Consider the following 19745-nt stretch of genomic DNA (forward strand, 5'->3'; position numbering starts at 1 on the left):
CAGGACCGCGCGAGCACGACGGTCGTTTATCCTGAATGAATACCCGTCTCGGCCTCGGCGATTCACGGCAACGTCGGAAGTCAGGGCCGGCCGCACAGTGCCCAAGAACTCACGCAGCTTGCGCTGCGAGGTTCCGTCTAACCATCGCATCCACGACCACGCGGGGGCTTGGTATTGACTCGTCAAGCGGCTTTGGCAAGTTCATAAGAATGTGCTTGAGAACTACCGAACTGTGAGTATCGCATGTCTTCAAGGAGGAACGGTTTGGCAAAGATTGCGCGTCATATTCCCGGATGAAGCTTCCGCAGAATGAGCGGCCAGGTCGAGCAAGTGAGTAATCGCAAAGAGGGGAGCGGATTCCAGAATCAGAACAGGCCGGGAACGAATCTCTTCGTCCATGTCATATACTCTGCGTACTCTGGAAGGTGTGCTGAAATCAGACGCTCCTCCTGAATGGCGCGATACATCTGGAGAGTCACAATCATTATCAGGATCGCCATCTTCTGCCACGACGGCCCCATCAAAACGGCGCCGATCAAAACGACAGTCTCACCGACGTAGAGGGGATGCCGAATATATCGATACGGGCCCTTCCGTACCAGCGTGCGAACTTGAGGAGCAACGCCGAAGTTCCTGCGTAAGGCGGCCAGCGAGTAAAGCGTGAAGCCAAGCCCCAGGGCCTGAATGGACACCGCGATCACCGACAGACTTGGCGGAACCGTCATACTTTCAGCGAATGCAAGCAGGAAGGGGGCGAACGTCCCCGCATAGGCGGCGATCCGTGGCAGGATCTCTGGGCTCGCCGCCTTGGCATCACTTCGCGTGAGCAGCAATGCCACAAACAACACATAGAAGGCGACTAGCATGCCCCCATATAGCATTGTGAGAACTTTGACGATGCCCCCTGTGTGAAGCGAAGCGCTCCCTTGAGTCAAGAGGTTACGGGCAGAAATAACAATCATGCCTGAGAAGATCGGGGTTAAGGCGATCCGTTCTAGGTCCATCGATCTCAAGGATTCCCGTAGCGCCATTGGGTGACGGCCTTTCTAAGAAGACACACCTTGTTGGAGTGGCGTCCTGCCGAGCTTGTTCAATCACCAATCAGTCGCCCTCGAAAGCTCCCTGCCGGCATGAGACGAGCGGACCAGTGGCATCCGTAGGAACGCAGACCTTCCGAGGCGGATGGCTACAGGTCGACGAGCGAGACGCTGGCCCGAGCCACACCTCATGCCTCATTCTTACGACGCCTTCGTGATGACGGCAGGGTAGCACTCGCGAACCTGTGTGACTGATGATCAAATCTGTGAACGGCGGCTGACAGTCACGGCAGGGTGAGGTTGAGCACAGCTGTTTGACAGGAGCCCGTTGGGCGCGCAAGAGTGAGTCCGAACCCCCATCCGGGGGAGAGCCGCACGGGGGGTCGAGCTCTCGACCCGGAACCAGAGAGGGTATCTTAATGACGAAGTTCGCCGCATTCATGACCACCACGCTGTTCATGCTCAAGCAACGCCACGAGGACAACGACAAGGGCGCCACGCTTGTCGAGTACGCTCTGCTGGTCGGGCTGATCGCTCTCGCTGTTATTGTCGGCGTTACGGCCTTCGGTAATCAGGTTAACACCTTCTTTAACGGCCTCGCTGCCAAGCTTGGCATCGTCGCCGGCTGAGCCGTCGAGTGCTCGGTCTCTAGGAGCGGACGGCGGCGCCGTCCGCTCCTACTCACTTGCTGGCGCGACGGTATGGGGGTTCATGCGTAAGTCAGATCGCGGTGCTGAAGTGGTCGAGTTCGCACTCTTGGCGCCGATCCTGATGGCTTTGATCCTGGGGACCATCGAGTTCGGGTTCGCCTTCCTGGCTCAGGCTACGATTGCTGGGGCGGCACGCGAGGCCGCCAGGGACATGGCGATCCACAACAACCCTGATCAGGCCCGAATGGTAGCAGTGAATGCGGCAGTTCCTGTCGTAGTCTTTGCCAACCCGACTGAGGAGATTGGCATCGCCGCGACCTGTCCTACGGGAGCGGCCGGACAAGTCGTGGTGACCATCAACCACCCTTACGTGGGCCTCACCGGTTGGTTGGCGACCGTCGCCCCGACTGGAGTCACACTCGGGGGCAAGGGAGTCATGAGATGCGGTGGCTGAGGGGGCAAGCGTCTGATCGCGGGGCGACGGCCATCCTGGTGGCAATCACCATGGTCGTCCTGGCCAGTTTTACAGCGCTGGCCATCGATGGCGGGGCCCTTTGGAGCGACAAGAAACAGCTCCAGAACGGCGCGGACGCGGGGTCCTTGGCGATTGCTCAGAGCTGCGCAAAGGGCGATTGTGGTGCTTACACAACGACGGCGGACGAATACGCCAAGGCAAACAAGCTTGACGCAAATGCGGCTGGTGAGGTCACTACCCTCGACACCTCTGCAGGTACCGTTACCGTCCGCGATTTCTCGACTCGCAGCCTCTGGTTCGCACCAGTCTTGGGTATCAACACGGCCGATGTTGCTGCTGCGGCGACGGCTAAATGGCGGACGATGACGTCCGGCACTGTGCTGCCGCTGGCGCTGTCCCTTTGCTCGTTCTACCAGCAGTCCGGCACCGTGATGGGGGATCCTGGCGAGTCGGGTACGGAGATGGTTCTGTACTACAAGACCAGCAGCTCTGCGACCACGGCCATCACCTCCGACAACGCCTCGACAATGTGTGTCCCTCCAGCGAACATGGCTGCCAACGACGTCTCGGGTGGTTTCGGCTGGCTCGGCGTGGACCCCATTACCTGTGAGGCGGCCGTCAGTGCCGGTGGGACGGTGCCTGTGTCTCCCGGTCTGGCTCCGCCTTCGTGCTTCGATCCCACGAAACTGCAAAACGCCATCGTCCAGGTCCCCGTATTTTCGGACTGCAACCGTGCCACCACCGGCGTCGACAAAGGTCAATGTACCAATGGAAACAACGGCAAGTATCAGATTTATGGCCTAGCGAGCTTCTTGGTGACGGGTTATTGCTTCAGCCCGAATACCGAGGAATGGAACGTCGGCGGCAATTGCACGAGCGCCAAGGATTCCCCTCAGGGTCCCAGGATCGTCGGGAAGTTCGTGGGATTCGCTTCGCTTGACTCGTCGAGCACCAACCCACCTGGCCCTGACATGGGGACCGATCAAGTTGCCCTCATCCAGTAGGAACAAAGAGATCTGAGTATGACGAAACGTCGCATAACAGCCGCAGTCGTCGCGGGCGTCCTCACTGTGATCGCCCTGGTCGTCCTGATCGCCTACGTCGGTGGGGCGGATAGGCGCGCCCTTCGCACACTGCAACCGGAGTCCGTGTTGGTTGTCGTGCAACCGGTCGCCAAGGGCACGGCGGCGGATGCGCTGGGCAATGCTGTGCAAGTGAAGCAAATTCCGCACTCAGCCAAGGCTCAGGGCGCAGTCTCCGCCGTCAGCGAACTCGGCAAGCGCGTCTCAGCGGTAGATCTCGTTCCCGGTGAACAGGTCCTTAGCTCGCGGTTCGTGGATCAAGCCAACCTTCAGTCCGCTCAGGTGCCAGCCGGTATGCAAGAGGTTACTGTGCTCCTGACCAGTCAGCGTGTCTACGGTGGCCGACCAACGCCCGGAGACAAGGTCGGCATATTCCTGACCGACAATCAGGCGAAGACGACCAAGCTCGGGTTGAACGGGGTGCTGGTCACTAGGGTCCAAGGAGGTGCACAGTTGCAGGCGTCCACTCCAGCCGCAGGGTCGGCATCCGCGGCACAGTCTAGCTCGGCCTCGGAGGTGAATATCATGATCACTGTAGCGCTGAACACCCACGACGCGGAGCGGCTCGTTTGGGCCGCCGAGAACGGTAAGGTGTGGATGTCCCTGCAGAACAAGGCGACCGATACTGCGGGCTCGAGCGTCGTCAACCCGGATAACTTTGCCCGATGAGCCGCTTTCTTGTGGTCACCAACACACCTGACCTCGCCCGGAATGTCGCCTACGCGACAGGGGCTGCTGACGTCGCCACACGCCCGGCCACCCCGATGCCGTCCCATTGTGCCGAATTGCTAGGGCGTGACCCGGAACGTCCGATCGTCGTGCTCGACGCACGTCCCGACTCGGAGGCGGCACTGCGTCTGACCAGCCGCTGCACCGAGGCCGGCATCGTCGTGGTCTTGGCCTCGGACGTGCCGGAACAGATTGGTTTTTCGGCCCTTAAGGCCGGTGCCACGGACGTGGTCTCCGCCTTCGCGTCCATTCCGGAATGGCGAATCTCGCTGTCCCGAGCCGAGAGCTTCGCTGGACAACGAGCCCTCGCCGAGCGTGGCGAAAGGGTCGGCGCCCCAGCGCAACAAACCACCCTCGGGCGCGTAATTACCGTCACCTCACCCAAGGGAGGCGTCGGCAAGACTACGGTTGCCACAAACCTAGCCGTTGGCCTAGCCCGGCGCTTCGCGCAGTCGACTGTTCTGGTCGACCTTGATGTCCAGTACGGGGACGTGGCCACGGCCTTGGGGCTGGCACCTCAGTACACATTGGTAGACGCCACCCGGGGCCATACTGCGACAGATCCGCTCTCTTTGAAGAGCCTGCTCACCCAGCACTCGACCGGGCTCTTCGTGATCCCGGGATCGGAATCGCCCGGTGACGCCGAGGCCGTGGGCGCCCGCGAGGTCGGCGTCCTACTGCACACCCTCGCTGGTGCCTTCCAGTACGTGGTCGTCGACACCGCTCCCGGACTCAGCGAGCACACGCTCACGGCGCTCGACAACTCGAGCGATCTGGTGCTGGTCACCAGCCTCGACGTTCCCGGCGTCCGCGGGCTGCGGAAGGAGATGGACACTCTGCGTCAGGTCGACCTTATGATCTCGCACCATGTGGTCCTCAACTTCACAGATCCCCACCGTGGCATCACGGTCAAAGACGTCGAGGCCAACATCGGTGAAGCCGTTAGTGTGTCCCTTCCGGTGGCCAAGGAGGTTCCTTTGTCGGTGAACCAGGGCATTCCACTGCTGCAGGGTAACGGGCGTGACCAGGCTTCCAAGCAGCTTCAGTTCCTCGTCGACCTTGTCGTGGGAGTGGAAGAGGCTACGAGCTCGAAGCACACGAGACGTTGGGGTAGTAGGGCATGAGACTCTCAGATCGGCTCGCAGCAAACCATAGTTCGTCTGTGGAGGGACGCGCCCCATCCGAATCTGAACCCGTCGTGGCCGCGGATGCCGCCGCTTTCGTGGCACCGGAAGTTCCGATTGCGCTGCCTATCCCACGAACACCCGCTCGGGGCTTTCTGGACTTTCCCCGATAACCCATCCGCCCCAGCGAGCCATGGGACCGGACCCACTCGCCGCCCTGAAATCAGCTGCGGCCGACACGCTGTACGAGCGCCTTGGCGCGCGGCTGAGTGACTCGAGTCTGGACGAGCAAACACTCCGGACGCTGGTTCGCAACGAACTGAATACGATCATCGAGTCGTCAGGTACACCGTTGACAGTTGTCGAACGTCGCCGGGTAATCGATGAGGTCCAAGCCCAAGTGCTGGGTCTCGGGATCCTGGAGCCGTTCTTGGCTGACGACACCGTCACCGAAATCATGGTCAATGGCCCCGACAACATCTACATCGAACGGGCGGGGCGACTGGCCCCTGCCGACGTCACATTCGAGAACGAATTGGCTCTGCGTCGGGTAATCGACCGGATCGTCTCCAGGGTTGGACGCCACATTGACGAGGCAACTCCTCTGGTCGATGCCCGCCTGGCGGACGGTTCACGTGTCAACGCAATCGTTCCGCCACTGGCTGTCAGCGGCCCAACTTTGACGATCCGGAAGTTCTCCACAGAGGTGCTGACGGTGCCGGACATGATCGGGCTGGGTACTCTCATCCCTGAAACGGCTGAACTGTTGGAGGCCTGTGTCCGTGCACGACTCAATATTCTCGTCTCGGGCGGCACTGGTACTGGTAAGACGACCATGCTTAATGTCTTGTCGTCGTTCATTCCTAACGACGAGCGGATAATCACAATTGAGGACACTGTCGAACTGCAGCTCCAGCAGCGACACGTGGTACGCCTCGAGGCGCGTAACGCCAACACCGAAGGTCGGGGCGCAGTCAGTATCCGGGATCTCGTGCGCAACTCTCTGCGTATGCGGCCCGATAGGATCGTCGTCGGCGAGGTTCGTGACGCCGAGGCCCTCGACATGCTCCAAGCTATGAACACCGGCCACGACGGTTCACTATCTACCGTGCACTCTAATTCGCCGCGTGACACGCTCGCCCGCCTCGAGACCCTGGTGTTGATGGCTGGCATCGAGTTGCCTCTGCGGGCCATCCGCGAGCAGGTGTCTTCGGCGGTCGACCTGATCGTTCATCTCGGACGGCTGCGTGACGGCACCCGCCGAGTCGTGAACGTGACCGAGGTGCTCGGTATGGAAGGCCAGACGATCACGTTACAGGACATTTTCGAGTTCGACTACGCTGCAGGCGTGGATCGTGACGGACGATTCCGCGGGCACCTTAAGCCCACCGGCGTACGCCCACGGTTTATGGACCGGTTCGACGAGCTCGGCATCGCTCTCCCTTCCGCCGTCTTCGGCGGCTACTCACCCCGATAGGCGCCATGTCACTCTTCGACTCTCCCGCCATCATGTGGATGGGAATCAGCCTGCTTATCGCGGCTATAGCCCTAGCCTTTGCAGCGTTGGCTCCTCGACGTTACGACCTGCCCATGTCGCGCCGTCGGCCTGACGTACCGCCACCACCCGGACTGCTGGCCCGGCTGACTGCAGCCGCCACCCGGGGCGTCGGTCGTCTCATGGCTGGGCGCGGCGACGGACTCCAGGAGATGTTGTACCTGGCAGGAGTCCGGTCCGACCCCCGGGACTTCGTCCTCCTAGTCCTGAGCGCCTCCGTCCTCGCACTTGCCGCAGGACTGGTCGCTGCCAATTTCGTCATTGGCCTGCTGCTGGCGTTGATCGTCCCAGTTGTGGCTCGCCTCGGAGTTTCTTTTCAGGTGTCTCGCAGGCGTGCTGCCTTTTCCAATCAGCTCGATGAAATCTTACAGACGCTGGCAGCCAACCTCCGAGCTGGCACCTCATTACCACAGGCTATGCAGGTACTGGCTCAGGAGGCGGATGAGCCGGCTCAGGGCGAGTTCGTTCGCGTCGGCAATGAATTGCGGGTGGGTCGACCGATGAACAGTGCCCTGGAAGCTGTGGCGGACCGGATGCAGAGTACAGACTTCTCTTGGGTGGCGCAAGCCATATCCATCAACCGCGAGGTCGGTGGTAATCTCGCTGACGTTCTCGATGGCATCGCCGAGACAATGCGTCAGCGCGGTGCATTACGTCGCCAAGTGGATGCCCTTAGCGCCGAAGGGAAAATGTCCGGGTGGGTGCTGATGGCTCTACCTTTCGGAATGTTCCTTCTTGTCTCTCTGACCAACCCGCACTACTTCGATTCTCTTATCCATGACCCTCTCGGTTGGCTGATGATAGCTGCAGGTGTGGTTCTGCTGGTTATCGGCGGCGTATGGCTTCGAGCCGCCACCTCGGTGAAGTACTAGGAGACAGTATGAATCCGGTATTGATGTTGACGATCGTCGCCGCCTGCTCGGGGCTCGGACTGCTGAGCTACCTGGTGATTGCCGGTCCAGACCCAACCCGATCGCGGACCCTGAGGAACCTCAGCTTGGGTCGTCGCGCCGAGGTCGACGAACTCAAGATGTCCGAAGGGTTGTCGAACCGAGACCGACACCGTCTCTCGGGGGCCCGCTGGGTACCCCGCGGGGAACTCAAGCTTTTGGACCGCCTGCTCTCGGAGGCAGGACGGCCGGCCGAATGGCCACTTGACCGCGTTGTGGCCCTCAAAGTGTGGACCACACTCGTCGTCGCAGTGCTGGCGCTCTTGACTGTGATTCGTATGCCTACCGGCCGCACGTTCATCGTGGCCATCGCCTTTGTGGTCTTGGTCTATGCCGCTCCCGAGATTCGGCTCCATGGGATCGGCGCGTCTCGCAGAGAGAAGATCGGCCGCGAGCTTGCCGACATTCTGGACCAAATGAGCATTGCTGTCGAGGCCGGGCTGGGCTTCGAGGCGGCGCTTGTGCGCGTGGCTCGGAATAGTGATGGCGTGCTGGCCGGGGAACTGCAACGCACGGTGCAAGACATGCAGGTCGGTCAACCCCGCAGGGAGGCTTATTTGTCGTTGGCTGACCGGACCAAGGTTCCGGAGTTGCGCCGGTTTATCCGAACCATCATCCAGGCCGAGCAGAGCGGCCTAGCCCTGACTGACGTGCTTAGGACCCAGGCCGATGAGATGCGGCTCGTGCGTCGACAGAAGGCGGAGGAGAAGGCACAGCGGATCCCAGTCAAAGTGACTTTTCCACTGGTGTTCTGCATCATGCCGACGATCTTCATCGTGGTCCTAGGCCCTGTCATGTTGAACATTCTGGCCGCCTTCAACAAGTGATGGGTCCCTTGCCGCTCCTTGCTTATATCGGGACCGCTTCAGTGGCCTCGCTCGCTGGCTGGTTCCTGTCCGGTTGGGGCCGTCGCGTCTGTGACTCCACCAGCAGTTGGTTAGTGGGCTGGGTTGTCGGTCTCGTGGCCAGTCTGCTAGCGGGTGCCGCTGCGACCCGGGCTGGCAGTTGGTGGGAGGTTCCCGCTTTCTGGACCCTCGGCGTCGTTTGCGCCCTGTTGGTTTGCTGCGATCTCGCCGTGATGCGCCTGCCAGACCCCGTCATGGTGTGGGCCTATCCCGCCTTCCTAGGGCTGCTGGTGATGGCGGCTGCGGGGGCCGGTCAGTGGGTCAGGTTGGGCTGGGCGCTCCTCATGGGTCTCGCCCTGTTGATCTTTTACCTGATCAATGCCTTGGTCTTCCCAAGCGGGATCTATCTCGGCGACGTGAAGTTCGCCGGCCTGCTCGGGACGTGGCTGGGTTGGTTCGGTTGGCTGTATGTGGTCTGGGGGACGTTGCTGGCGGCGATCCTCGGCGGAGTTGTCGGTTTGGCGGTCATCATCTCCCGCAAGGGTGGACGTAAGACCGAGTACCCCTACGGCCCCATGATGGCCGCTGGGGCGTGGATAGCCGCCTTATGGTTGCTTTGATCGCTGACCTTAGACATCGACCGGCGGCTGGGAACTGCGGACCATCGCTCTGAAGTACCGGTGCAGCCGAACATCCGCCGTCAGTTCCGGATGGAACGACGTCGCCAACAGGTTCCCCTGACGTACGGCCACCACCGGCCCGTCGCCACCGGTCCGCGCCAGCACCTCAACGTCCGGCCCCAACTCGACCACCTGAGGTGCCCGGATGAAAACGGCCGGGAAGGCAGGTCCATCCATCCCGGCCACCGAAAGATCCTCGGTGAACGACGCCAACTGACCGCCGAACGCATTGCGCCGCGCCGTGATGTCCAGCCCACCGACGGTCGCAAACCCGTCCAGTGCCGCGCCGTCCTCGACCCGCTCGCTGAGCAGGATCAGCCCCGCGCAGGTGCCGAAGATCGGGAGCCCCGCCGCCCGCCGCGCCGCCAGCTCCTCGAACAGCCCCACCTTCGCCGCGGCGCGGGCCATCGCGGTGCTCTCACCGCCCGGCAGGACAACCCCGTCGACGCCCTCCAGTTGGTCCGGCGTACGGACCTCGCGGACGGATGCGCCGAGGGCGGTGAGCATTGCGACGTGCTCGCTCACCGCCCCTTGCAGTGCAATGACGCCGATCAACGTCACCAGCCACGCTCCGCGAGCCGGTGCGGCGCCGGGACGTCGGCGACGTTGATGCCGACCATGGCCTCACCGAGCCCGCGGGAGGCGTCGGCGATCACCTGGGGGTCGTTGAAGTGGGTGGTCGCGCGGACGATGGCCGCGGCACGCTTGGCCGGGTTGCCGGACTTGAAGATGCCCGAGCCGACGAAGACGCCATCGGCGCCGAGCTGCATCATCATCGCGGCGTCGGCCGGGGTGGCGATGCCGCCGGCGACGAAGAGCACGACCGGGAGCTTGCCCTCGCGGGCGACCTGGCGGACCAGCTCGTACGGCGCCTGCAGCTCCTTGGCCGCGACGTAGAGCTCGTCGTCGGACTTGGCGCCGAGGCCGCGGATCTCGCCCTTGATGGTGCGCAGGTGCTTCATCGCCTCGGACACGTCACCGGTGCCGGCCTCGCCCTTGGAGCGGATCATCGAGGCGCCCTCGGTGATCCGGCGCAGCGCCTCACCGAGGTTGGTCGCGCCGCAGACGAAGGGGACGCTGAACTGGGTCTTGTCGATGTGGTTCACGAAGTCGGCGGGGGAGAGAACCTCGGACTCGTCGATGTAGTCGACCTTGAGCGCCTCGAGCACCTGGGCCTCGACGAAGTGGCCGATCCGGGCCTTGGCCATCACCGGGATGGAGACGGCCTCGATGATGCCCTCGATCAGGTCCGGGTCGCTCATCCGGGCCACGCCACCCTGGGCGCGGATGTCGGCAGGGACCCGCTCCAGAGCCATCACCGCGACGGCGCCGGCCTCCTCGGCGATCTTCGCCTGCTCGGGCGTGACGACGTCCATGATGACGCCACCCTTGAGCATCCGGGCGAGTCCGGTGTTGACCGCGACGCGGTCGTCGAGGGTCGGGGCGCCCGTGGTGGGGACGGTCGGGGAGAGCGTGTCAGTCATGGGTCCTCGTCGGATCGAGCGGTCTACGTACGGTGCCCCATGATTCCGTACGCATCTGGCCCACAACAGAGCCAGTTCATAGTAAGTTCAGTGGGCCAGTTGCTAGGCTGGCGGTCATGGAACGTACGGTGCGGGACTGGAGCCTCGCGCTCGACCCCGCCTCGGCCCTGAACCTACCGGCCCAGATCGCCGCGGGGGTCCGCCGGGATGTCGGCGCAGGCACGCTGCGCCCCGGCGAACCGATGCCCTCCAGTCGCGCCCTGGCCCAGACACTCGGCGTCTCCCGGGGGACCGTGGAGGCGGCGTACGACCAACTCGTGGCGGAGGGCTACCTGCTGTCGCGGCCCCGGTCCGGGATGCTGGTCAACCCCCGCTTGCGGGCGACCGTCCCCGCACCGCGTGAGGGCGCCGGGCAGTCGCGCGCAGAAGACCCCGCACCCGGCACCGACCTCGACCTGGTGCCAGGTCACGACAGCAACAGTCCGCTGGTCGACCCCGCCTGGCGATCGGCCTGGCGCAGGGCTGCCGACACCGAGCGGTTGCCCGATCAGCGCACCATCGACCCGACGGGGGACCCGGTCCTGCGTCGCGCGGTGGCCGAACATCTTCGCCTCATGCGCGGCCTGCTGGTCGATCCCGCGCAGGTGGTGGTGACGGCAGGCTCTCGAGAAGGCCTGGCCCTGCTGTTGGCCGGGCTCGTGGCAGACGGTCGATCCGGGCCGTTGCGGGTCGGGGTGGAGGATCCAGGCTTCCCTGGGCTCCGGCGGACCCTGGCCAGGCTTGGTGTGGCCACCGTGCCGCTGCCGGTGGACGGCTCGGGCCTGGTGGTGCCGACGGCCGACGACGTGCCCGGTGTTGTCCTGGTGACGCCGAACCACCAATACCCGTACGGCTCCGCGATGCCCGCCACCCGGCGGACGGAACTGTTGGACTGGGCCTCCACCACCGGCACCTTGGTGGTCGAGGACGACTATGACAGCGAGTTCCGTTACGTCGGCTCCCCGCCTCCGGCCCTCTACGGGCTGTCGCCGGGGGCGCCGGTGGTCCACCTGGCCACGTTCTCCGCCGTGCTGTCGCGCGACGTCGGCACCGGGTACCTGCTGCTGCCCGAGTCGTTGGTCGGGCCGGTGACGAGGATCAGACAGGACCTCGGCTGCCCGGTGGCGCCGATTCTGCAACGCGCGGTGGCTCACTACCTCGACGACGGGGGACTGCGGCGCCGACTGCAGCGCTCCCGGCGGCGGCTGGCCGCCACGCATCGACTGGTCGCCGAGGTCCTGGAGCGGATACCCGGTGCGGTGGACCAGGGGCGGATGCTGGTGGTCGAGCGCCCCCCCGAGGTCGCCGCGGCCGTCCTGGCCGGCTGTGCCGAGCGTGGCCTGCTGTTGGGGGACCTGGCCGATGGATGGTCGGGCACCCCGCACAGCACCGGCGTCGTCCTCGGCTACGGCGCCGTCGACGAAGCCCCGCTGGCGCGCGGCCTCACGATCCTCGAGGACGTGCTCGCCACGACTCCCGATCCGGTCGCCCCGACTCATCGGCGAAGCGACATCCCGGAAACCTTGTGAGCCAACTCACATCTGATGAGACTGGAAGGACGAGAATGCCGGCCGCCCTCGGCCGGTGCCCGGACCCGAAGGAGTAGTCGTGACAGCAGAGAACGATCCCCTGGAGCAGGACCCGACCACGCGGCGCGGAGACGGCGGTGCCGACTCCGGTGCCGACGCCGGCGGCGACGGTGGTGCCGACGGGGGCGCGGACCTCGGCGGCGCAGTCGGCCAGTGGGGTGCAGGCCAGGGACACGGAGACGGCGGGGCGGATTCCGATGCCGGAGCATCGCGAGGCGGTGACGGCGGGGCCGACGGTGGTGCCGACTCCGGCGGCGATGGTGGTGCTGATGGTGGCGCTGACGGTGGTGCTGATGGTGGCGCGGACGGCGGCGCTGATGGTGGCGCGGACGGCGGCGCTGATGGTGGCGCGGACGGCGGCGCACGCTGACCACTGAACGCCCCGCGCGTTCGTCGGATCCCTCCCGTTCGGCGCTCGACCGTCTCGTCCCCTCCGGAGGAGCGGTCTTCGCCGAGCGGTTCTGGGGACGCGCGCCGCTGCTCGCCACCGTGGAGGAACGCTCCGGTGACACGTTCGCGGACCTCTTCGACGTCGCGGCGGCCGACGAACTGCTCACCCACCGGGGGCTGCGCACACCCTTCCTGCGGATGGCCAAACAGGGCACCACGGTGCCGGAGTCCGCGTTCACGGCGCGTGGGGGCGTTGGGGCGGGGATCGCCGATCAGGTCGATCCGGACAAGGTGCGGCGGTTGTTCGCCGACGGCACCAGCATCGTGCTGCAGGCATTGCACCGGACCTGGGAGCCGGTGGCCCGATTCGCGCAGGACCTGGCGGCCGAGCTCGGCCACCCCACCCAGGTCAACAGCTACATCACTCCTGCAGACAACCGCGGGTTCGAGGCCCATTACGACGTCCACGACGTCTTCGTACTGCAGATCCACGGGACCAAGCACTGGGTCATCCACCCGCCGGTGCTGGACCGCCCCCAGCGCGACGAGCCCTGGAACGATCGCGCCGGACGGGTGCGCGAGGCCTCTAGCGCCGCACCGCTGCTGGACACGGTCCTCCGCCCCGGCGACGTGCTCTACCTCCCCCGTGGCTTCATCCACTCCGCCCGGGCCTGCGGAGGGACGAGCGTCCACCTGACCATCGGCATCCACCCCTGGACCGGCCAGCACGTCACGTCGGCACTGCTGACGGCGACGGGCCGCCGCCTGCACGATGACCCACGCGTCCGCACGAGCCTGCCGGTAGGGATCGACCCCGGCGAGGGCGAGGCGCTGCGTCCCGAGGTGGAGCGTCTTCGCGAGGTGCTCCTCGACGCCGTGCGTACGCTCGACGCCGATGCCGTCCTGGACACCCTCGCCGAACAGGCCCGCGACGCCCAGCGGGCCGACGCCCTGCCCCCGCTGGCACAGCTCGACGCCGCGGATACGCTGGCGCCCACCTCGCGCGTACGGCTGCGGCGTCACCTCCTGGTGCGCCTCGAGGACACCGATGACGGCACGCTCGTCACCAGCCGGATCGGCGTCGTACGCCTCGAGGCCGACGCGGCTGCGGTGCTGCAGCGGCTCCTCGAGGGCCGGGAGCTGACCGCGCGGGAGGCCGGACACGGCGGGGGCATCAGTGCCGTCGCCGACCTGGTCCGCCAAGGGCTCCTTGAGGTGCTGCCGTGAGCGAGGCTCCGTGCTCTGACGCCGCCCGTCGGCGCGGCGACCGGTGGGTGGGTACGGCTCCGCCGGCCCGGCGCTGGTTCCTCGTCACTAAGACGGGCGACTGGGATGTCGACGCCTGGCAGGGCCTGCACGCCGACCCGGACACGAAGGCCGTGCTGCGCGAGATGCTCGCCGCCGCCGGCGCTCGGCTGATGCTGATCCGTCGGCCCGGTCGCCACCAGGAACAGCCGTCCTTGTGGGGCATCGTCGATTCCGCCTCGACGCCTCGGATCCGCTGGGGCGCGCAGGGCGGCGACGATGACCTGCTCCTCGCCGCGCGCAGCCTGCTGGCGGCAGCTCCGCACCCCCACCCCGGTGGCTCCGGGAGTGAGGAGGGTCCGTTGCTGTTGGTCTGCACGCACGGCCGCAAGGACCGCTGCTGCGCGGTCCGGGGTCGTCCGGTCGCCGCAGCGGCCGCCGAGCAGTGGCCCGACGCGACGTGGGAATGCACCCACACCGGCGGTGACCGTTTCGCCGGCAACCTGATCGTCCTGCCCGACGGCGCCTGCTACGGCGGCCTCGACGCGTCCGACGTGGGTCCTGTTGTCGCAGCGCATCTGGCCGGGCGGGTCGACCCTGCCCACCTGCGTGGTCCCACCGGCATGACCCCTGCCACGCAGGCGGCCGTCGTCGCCGTCCATGAGCGCTGGGGGCCGCTGGCGTGGTCTGACGTCGTGGCCGCCCGCCAGTCCGGAGACGCGGCGCGGTGGAGTGTCCACCTGCGGGTCACCTCGATCGGCCGTGTCCGGGTCACCGGCCACACCGAACTCACCCCGCCACACCTACTCACCTGTGATGCCGTCCGGCCGTCGCCGATGGCGCTGCCCGTCGTCGACGCCGTGGAGCGCCTGACGTCCGAGGAGGCGGCGGAACGCTGGGTCAGGCCTCCAGTTCGGTGACCACCTGTGGCACCACCGCCAGCAACTCGTGCGCCAGGTAGCCGCGCCGCCCGTACGCCGAGGCCAGCCGTTCGCCGCATCGGCCGTGTACGTACGCCGCCCAGACGGCGGCCTGCTTCGGGTCCGCGCCCCGGGCCAGCAGGCCGGTGATGATCCCGGACTTCACGTCCCCGCTGCCGGCCACCGCCATGCTCGGGCCACCGGAGTCATCGGCCCAGGCTCGGCCTTCGGGGGTGACCACGTAGGAGGTGGCGGCCCCCGATACCACGACCGCACCCGTTCGTGCTGCCAGCTGGCCGGTCGCCGCGGCGAGGTCGGTGGGCCGCTCGCCGTCGAGACCCAGCGTGAAGGAGAGCTCGTTGGCGTTGGGGGAGAGGACGGCCCGCCCGGCCAGATGGGCCACCGCGTCGCCGTTCTCGGTCACGTACGCCATGCCCAACGCGTCGAGACACAGCGTCCCCTGCAGCGCCGGGATCACCGCGCCGGCCAACGCCACGGCCGCGTCCACGTCGTTCATCCCGGGACCGAACAGCACTGCGTCGACCCGCCCGGCCTCCTCGATGATCCGCTGCGCTCCCTCGACGGAGAGATTGCCGTCCGCGTTCGTGGGCAGCCCCAGCACGTACGCCTCGGGAAAGGTGACGGCCATCGTCGGTGCCACCTGGTGGGCGGTGAGAATGCGGACCTTGCCGGCACCCGCCCGGAAGGCCGCCTCACCAGCCAATCGGACGGCACCGGGAGTGGCGACGCTGCCGCCGACGACCAGCACGCGCCCCTGGCTGTCCTTGTCGCCGTCGCTGAAGGGCAGCGGCCACCGACGCAGCAGACCGGACGTGACCACCTGGGGTGCCTCGACGGTGCCTCCCTGCTCGGTGTCATGGGTCGCGCTCACCCGGGCGCCATCCCGGCTGCCGGCTCGCGCGTGGACGTGGCGGGGGAGCGCTCGATCGGGCCGCTGTCGGCGTACGACTCCAGCTCCAGCGTTCCGCCCTCCTCGCGTACGTAGGTGGTCAGCGAGCAGTTCGGCAACGGGACGGTGGAGTCGATCTCCAGCAGCGAGGCTTCCTGCAGGCCCTCGATCACCAGCCGGAAGGACATGATCACGGCCTGGTGGGAGAACACCCAGACGTTGGCGTCGTGGTACTCGGCGCGGATGTCGCCGAGCACGCTACGCACGCGCAGTGCCACGTCGGTCCAGCTCTCCCCGCCGGGTGGGCGGTAGTAGAACTTGCCGGTCCGGGCCCGGCGTGCGGCCTCCTCCGGGAACTTCTCGGTGATGCCCTTGTGGGTGTAGCCCTCCCAGCTGCCCAGGTCGCGCTCCCGCAGCCGCTCGTCCACCGCCAGCAGTTCCGTCATCCCGGCCGCGGCGAGGCAGATCTCGGCGGTGGTCCGGGCCCGCAGGTAGGGGGAGGACAACACCGCGTCGGGTCGCTCCGCGCGCGGCAGGGCCGCGAAGTAGGCGCCGAGGGCCTCGGCCTGTGCCCGCCCGTTGTCGGAGAGCGGAGTGTCCGGATCGCGTGTGGCCAGGTCCAACTGGCCCAGTCCGGCGGCGCCCGCCCGACGGTCGGCGACGTTGCCGACACTCTCGCCGTGGCGGACCAGCACCAGCCGCTCGGGGGCACGCAATCGACCGGCGGACAGGGGTGGGGTATCGGTCGGGTCGGACATGGTGCTCCTTCCTCGCCCGTACGGGCTGTCGTTGTGGGCGCACTTCCACGCAAGCACCCTCTGCCCACATCGGCACCGTCCCAAACGTCGCCCGCTCTAGACTGGCGACGTGCCCGTCGTGCCCCTGATCGTCCTGCCCGAGGACGAGTGGCGCTCTCGGGTCGAGGTCCATGAGATGCGGGTCGACGAACGTGTCGCCGGCCATCGGTGGCGTGCCGAACGAGGCATCGCCCACCCTGTCGACGACTTCCTGTGGCAGTACTACCGCTTCCGGCCGGCCGACCTGCGGCGCTGGCATCCGGGCCATGGCGTCGTCCTCGCCGGGAACGCTTCCGACGTCCTGACCCGGCCGGACTACCACCGCGTCGAGGGAGGGGTCGCCCTCGACAGTGCGGCCGTGCTGGAGCGCCGGGCCTCGACCGTCCGTCGGTCGCGTGACCTGCTCACCGCGGTCATGTCACGGCCCGGGCGGTACGGCTGCTTCGGCATGCATGAATGGGCGATGGTCCATGGCGCAGGCGAGCGGCGCCATCCGCTGCCGCTGCGTCTGGGACAGCGGGAGACCGATCGTGTCGTCGAGGAGCTCGGGGCCCGCTGCACCCACGTCGACGCCTACCGGTTCTTCACGCCCAGCGGCCGCCCGCTCAACGACCGTGCGCTGACCCGCGAGGACCAACTCGCCTACGAACAGCCGGGTTGTCTGCACGCGAACATGGATCTCTACCGGATCGCCTACAAGCTGTCCCCGCTGGTCGACTCCGGGCTCGTGTTCGAGTGCTTCGAACTCGCCCGCGCCATCCGTGACCTCGACATGGCCGCCTCCCCGTATGACGTGAGCGGCTTCGGCATCGCGCCGGTGCCGGTCGAGACCGCGGCGGGCCGGGCGACGTACGTCACCGCACAGCGTGCTTTCCAGCAGCGAGCCGAGCCCCTGCGCCGCCGCCTCCTCACCGCGGTCGACGGCCTGCTCACCCCGCAGGCTGTGGACCCGCTGTCGAACTGACCTCAGGTCTTGCCCGGCATGGTGCCGGCTGCTATGGGCCTGGTCCTCGTATGCTGGGGCCTCGGACGGACGTCGACCAGGGGTGGGGGAAGCGATGAGGAACGTCGGGGCCGCGATCGCGACGGGCCTTGCGCTCGTGACAGCAGTCGCGGTGACGGGCTGTGCCCCCGCGGTCAGGGACGCCGTCCCCGCCCCCCTGGCGGAGCAGCAGCTCGTCGGTTCGGAGGCCTCCCCGAGCGCCACGCCCTCGACCACACCCGAGGCCACCCGCTCCGCGACGCCCCTGTCGGCGGTGGCATTCAGGGCCACCCCCAGGCCGACGCCCAGCACCGAGGCGACCATGGACGCCGCCGCCAACGCCGCTGCCGCGGCCAAGCAGGCCGAGGCTGACAAGGCGAGGGCCGACAAGGCGCGAGCTGACAAGGCGAGGGCCGACAAGGCGCGAGCGGACCAGGCGAAGGCAGACCTGGCGAGGGCCTCCGCCAGCGCCATCCAGGCGGCCCCGGACACCGACCCTCGCTGCGGCTACGGCACCGTGATGTGCGTGTCGAAGAGCGCCCGGAAGCTCTGGTTCATGAAGGACGGTCAGATCATCCGTACGGTCGATGTGCGGTTCGGCCTGGAGAGTGACCCGGAGCGGCGTACCCGCGAGGGCAACTTCCTGGTCTTCCGCAAGGAGGCCGAGTGGACCTCCAACCTCTACGGCTCCGATATGCCGTACGCCATGTTCTTCTCCGGCGGCGAGGCCGTCCATTTCTCCTCCGACTTCGCTGCCCGCGGGTATGCCGGCAACTCGCACGGCTGTGTGAACGTCCGCGACAAGGCGGCCCTGGCCGCCATCTTCGACCAGGTCGAGGTCGGTACCACGCGCGTCGTCGTCTACTGACGTCGCCCGTCATCCCCTGGGCCGCCCGGCCCCACCCCCGGACCGAGCACACGGAGGACATCACCCGCATGGGTACGCGCATCATCGGATGGATCACCGGCCTGATGGACTCCGTGGGGGGCCCGGGGGTCTTCCTGGCGATCCTGCTCGAGAACGTGTTCCCGCCGATCCCCAGCGAGGTGATCCTTCCACTGGCGGGCTTCACCGCGGCCCGACCCGACGCACCGTACGGAGTGGTCGAGGCCATCCTCTGGGCCACCGCCGGGTCACTCCTCGGCGCGGTGCTCCTCTACGGACTCGGCGCGGCCATCGGCGCGGATCGGCTGCGCCGGATCGCCGAGCGGATGCCGCTGGTCGACGCCCGAGACGTCGACGCGTCGATCGACTGGTTCACCCGCTACGGGTCGATCGCCGTGCTGGTCGGGCGGCTCGTCCCCGGCGTACGATCCCTCATCTCGATCCCGGCCGGCATCGACCGGATGCCACCCCTCACCTTCGGGGCGTTCACCCTGCTCGGCAGCCTGCTCTGGAACTCCGCCCTCGTTGTCGCGGGCTACCTGCTGGGGGACAACTGGCACGTCGTAACCGACTGGATGGACCGCTTCTCCACCGTCGCGTACGTGCTCCTGGCACTGGGCCTGATCGGCGTCACCGTCTGGCTGATCCGCCGATCCGTACGCCGCAGGTCCGCGCCCGGCGCCGCGCAGAGGCCGCAGGATTCGCCGGAGGAGACCCCCGAGTCCCGCTGACGGCGACTCGGGCCGGATCGCGTCCTCGATCAGTCGATCCGCAGGGCCGCGACGGACTCGTCGCGATCATTGCGCAGCACCAGCGTCAGGGCCCCACTCGGTGCGGCGAAGGAGAGCCGTCCACTCACCGTCTCACCGGCGGCGAGGACCCCGGACTCCAGCCCCGCACCCGACCCTCTGCCCGCCTCCGGCAGGTAGCGGTAGCCGTCGTCGTCGTAGGCCAGCAGGTCGTACGACTGGTAGCCGCTGGTCGCGGCGAGCGTGACGTCCAGCTCGGTGAGCCGTCCGTTGCGCCGATGCCCGGTCACGGCCAGCCGACCGGTGCCCTCGGAGGACTGGTAGTCGATCCATCGGCCGGACGACGGCAGGCCCGTCGCCGATGGGGTGGCGGCGGGGAAGGGGCCGCGCGGGACAGCCCCCGCGCTCGGTCCCGCCGTCGTGGCCGGGCCGGCGGCGGACTGCGTGGTCGGCGCCCTCGACGGGATCGAGGACGATCGGTCCAGCCGGCTCCCGATCACGGCAGCGACGATGACCAGCGCGATCAGCACCGCACCGGTGAGGTAGGTACGGACGCTCGATCCGTCCCGAATGGCCACCGTTCGAGTCTAGGTGTCCACAGCCGACAGGCCACTGGTGTGGTTGTCC

At 66.8% G+C, this 19745-nt stretch carries 22 protein-coding genes; 16 read left to right on the forward strand and 6 right to left on the reverse strand.

Features of this window, described 5'->3' with window-relative positions; genetic code table 11:
* Positions 1–365: 365 nt before the first annotated feature.
* The gene (locus Rai3103_RS12185) at positions 366–866 is read right to left on the reverse strand and encodes a methyltransferase family protein (protein WP_194793117.1); all 501 of its coding nucleotides are present in this window, start codon (positions 864–866) and stop codon (positions 366–368) included.
* A 590-nt stretch (positions 867–1456) separates the two neighbouring features.
* On the opposite strand from Rai3103_RS12185, the gene Rai3103_RS12190 reads away from it, so the two are divergent.
* The 9 genes from Rai3103_RS12190 (at position 1457) to Rai3103_RS18580 (ending at position 9067) form a co-directional block, all read left to right on the forward strand.
* The gene (locus Rai3103_RS12190; protein ID WP_228488892.1) at positions 1457–1666 is read left to right on the forward strand and encodes a Flp family type IVb pilin; all 210 of its coding nucleotides are present in this window, start codon (positions 1457–1459) and stop codon (positions 1664–1666) included.
* A gap of 82 nt (positions 1667–1748) precedes the next feature.
* Positions 1749–2141 (forward strand): TadE/TadG family type IV pilus assembly protein, encoded by a 393-nt coding sequence (locus tag Rai3103_RS12195; protein ID WP_153572823.1) that lies wholly within the window; start codon positions 1749–1751, stop codon positions 2139–2141.
* Positions 2129–3166: a pilus assembly protein TadG-related protein gene (locus Rai3103_RS12200; RefSeq protein ID WP_153572824.1), complete on the forward strand. Its 1038-nt coding sequence runs from the start codon at positions 2129–2131 to the stop codon at positions 3164–3166. Before Rai3103_RS12195 ends, Rai3103_RS12200 begins: the two co-directional genes overlap by 13 nt.
* Positions 3167–3232: 66 nt before the next feature.
* A complete protein-coding gene (gene cpaB / locus Rai3103_RS12205; protein ID WP_194793119.1) occupies positions 3233–3913 on the forward strand; it encodes a Flp pilus assembly protein CpaB in 681 nt (226 codons plus the stop codon).
* Positions 3910–5097: a CpaE/TadZ family protein gene (locus Rai3103_RS12210; RefSeq protein WP_153572826.1), complete on the forward strand. Its 1188-nt coding sequence runs from the start codon at positions 3910–3912 to the stop codon at positions 5095–5097. The genes cpaB and Rai3103_RS12210 overlap by 4 nt, the downstream gene beginning before the upstream one ends.
* Before the next feature lie 193 nt (positions 5098–5290).
* Positions 5291–6574 (forward strand): TadA family conjugal transfer-associated ATPase, encoded by a 1284-nt coding sequence (locus tag Rai3103_RS12215; RefSeq protein WP_153572827.1) that lies wholly within the window; start codon positions 5291–5293, stop codon positions 6572–6574.
* A gap of 5 nt (positions 6575–6579) precedes the next feature.
* On the forward strand, positions 6580–7524 hold the full coding sequence (locus Rai3103_RS12220; RefSeq protein ID WP_153572828.1) for a type II secretion system F family protein: 945 nt from the start codon (positions 6580–6582) through the stop codon (positions 7522–7524).
* Between the two features lie 8 nt (positions 7525–7532).
* Positions 7533–8429, forward strand: a complete 897-nt coding sequence (locus Rai3103_RS12225; RefSeq protein WP_153572829.1) for a type II secretion system F family protein — start codon at positions 7533–7535, stop codon at positions 8427–8429.
* On the forward strand, positions 8429–9067 hold the full coding sequence (locus Rai3103_RS18580; protein WP_228489341.1) for a prepilin peptidase: 639 nt from the start codon (positions 8429–8431) through the stop codon (positions 9065–9067). The genes Rai3103_RS12225 and Rai3103_RS18580 overlap by 1 nt, the downstream gene beginning before the upstream one ends.
* Positions 9068–9076: 9 nt before the next feature.
* On the opposite strand, the gene pdxT is transcribed toward Rai3103_RS18580, so the two are convergent.
* Together pdxT and pdxS are read right to left on the reverse strand one after the other, a co-directional pair.
* The gene (gene pdxT, locus Rai3103_RS12235) at positions 9077–9652 is read right to left on the reverse strand and encodes a pyridoxal 5'-phosphate synthase glutaminase subunit PdxT (RefSeq protein ID WP_422396004.1); all 576 of its coding nucleotides are present in this window, start codon (positions 9650–9652) and stop codon (positions 9077–9079) included.
* 32 nt (positions 9653–9684) lie between these two features.
* On the reverse strand, positions 9685–10611 hold the full coding sequence (gene pdxS, locus Rai3103_RS12240) for a pyridoxal 5'-phosphate synthase lyase subunit PdxS (protein ID WP_153572832.1): 927 nt from the start codon (positions 10609–10611) through the stop codon (positions 9685–9687).
* Positions 10612–10727: 116 nt separating this feature from the next.
* Here pdxS and pdxR point away from each other — a divergent pair, with 116 nt between their 5' ends.
* The 4 genes from pdxR (at position 10728) to Rai3103_RS12260 (ending at position 14794) form a co-directional block, all read left to right on the forward strand.
* Positions 10728–12179 (forward strand): MocR-like pyridoxine biosynthesis transcription factor PdxR, encoded by a 1452-nt coding sequence (gene pdxR, locus Rai3103_RS12245; protein WP_153572833.1) that lies wholly within the window; start codon positions 10728–10730, stop codon positions 12177–12179.
* 137 nt (positions 12180–12316) lie between these two features.
* On the forward strand, positions 12317–12616 hold the full coding sequence (locus Rai3103_RS12250) for a hypothetical protein (RefSeq protein WP_153572834.1): 300 nt from the start codon (positions 12317–12319) through the stop codon (positions 12614–12616).
* Positions 12617–12728: 112 nt separating this feature from the next.
* Positions 12729–13856, forward strand: coding sequence for a cupin domain-containing protein (locus Rai3103_RS12255; RefSeq protein WP_239022346.1), 1128 nt, complete (start codon positions 12729–12731; stop codon positions 13854–13856).
* Positions 13853–14794, forward strand: coding sequence for a sucrase ferredoxin (locus Rai3103_RS12260; protein WP_153572836.1), 942 nt, complete (start codon positions 13853–13855; stop codon positions 14792–14794). Before Rai3103_RS12255 ends, Rai3103_RS12260 begins: the two co-directional genes overlap by 4 nt.
* Here Rai3103_RS12260 and Rai3103_RS12265 read toward each other — a convergent pair.
* Together Rai3103_RS12265 and Rai3103_RS12270 are read right to left on the reverse strand one after the other, a co-directional pair.
* Positions 14775–15686 (reverse strand): NAD(P)H-hydrate dehydratase, encoded by a 912-nt coding sequence (locus tag Rai3103_RS12265; RefSeq protein ID WP_153572837.1) that lies wholly within the window; start codon positions 15684–15686, stop codon positions 14775–14777. The genes Rai3103_RS12260 and Rai3103_RS12265 overlap by 20 nt on opposite strands.
* Entirely contained in the window at positions 15683–16462 is a 780-nt protein-coding gene (locus Rai3103_RS12270) for a histidine phosphatase family protein (RefSeq protein ID WP_153572838.1), read from the reverse strand. Before Rai3103_RS12270 ends, Rai3103_RS12265 begins: the two co-directional genes overlap by 4 nt.
* A gap of 109 nt (positions 16463–16571) precedes the next feature.
* Here Rai3103_RS12270 and Rai3103_RS12275 point away from each other — a divergent pair, with 109 nt between their 5' ends.
* The 3 genes from Rai3103_RS12275 (at position 16572) to Rai3103_RS12285 (ending at position 19100) form a co-directional block, all read left to right on the forward strand.
* Complete coding sequence (locus Rai3103_RS12275; protein WP_228488893.1) at positions 16572–17465, forward strand: 3-methyladenine DNA glycosylase; 894 nt, start codon at positions 16572–16574, stop codon at positions 17463–17465.
* 94 nt (positions 17466–17559) lie between these two features.
* Complete coding sequence (locus Rai3103_RS12280; RefSeq protein WP_228488894.1) at positions 17560–18351, forward strand: L,D-transpeptidase; 792 nt, start codon at positions 17560–17562, stop codon at positions 18349–18351.
* 68 nt (positions 18352–18419) lie between these two features.
* Complete coding sequence (locus Rai3103_RS12285; protein ID WP_153572839.1) at positions 18420–19100, forward strand: DedA family protein; 681 nt, start codon at positions 18420–18422, stop codon at positions 19098–19100.
* Positions 19101–19129: 29 nt separating this feature from the next.
* On the opposite strand, the gene Rai3103_RS12290 is transcribed toward Rai3103_RS12285, so the two are convergent.
* Positions 19130–19696, reverse strand: a complete 567-nt coding sequence (locus Rai3103_RS12290) for a hypothetical protein (protein WP_153572840.1) — start codon at positions 19694–19696, stop codon at positions 19130–19132.
* Positions 19697–19745: the final 49 nt, after the last annotated feature.

Source organism: Raineyella fluvialis (assembly GCF_009646095.1).
GTDB classification, from domain to species: Bacteria; Actinomycetota; Actinomycetes; order Propionibacteriales; family Propionibacteriaceae; genus Raineyella; species Raineyella fluvialis.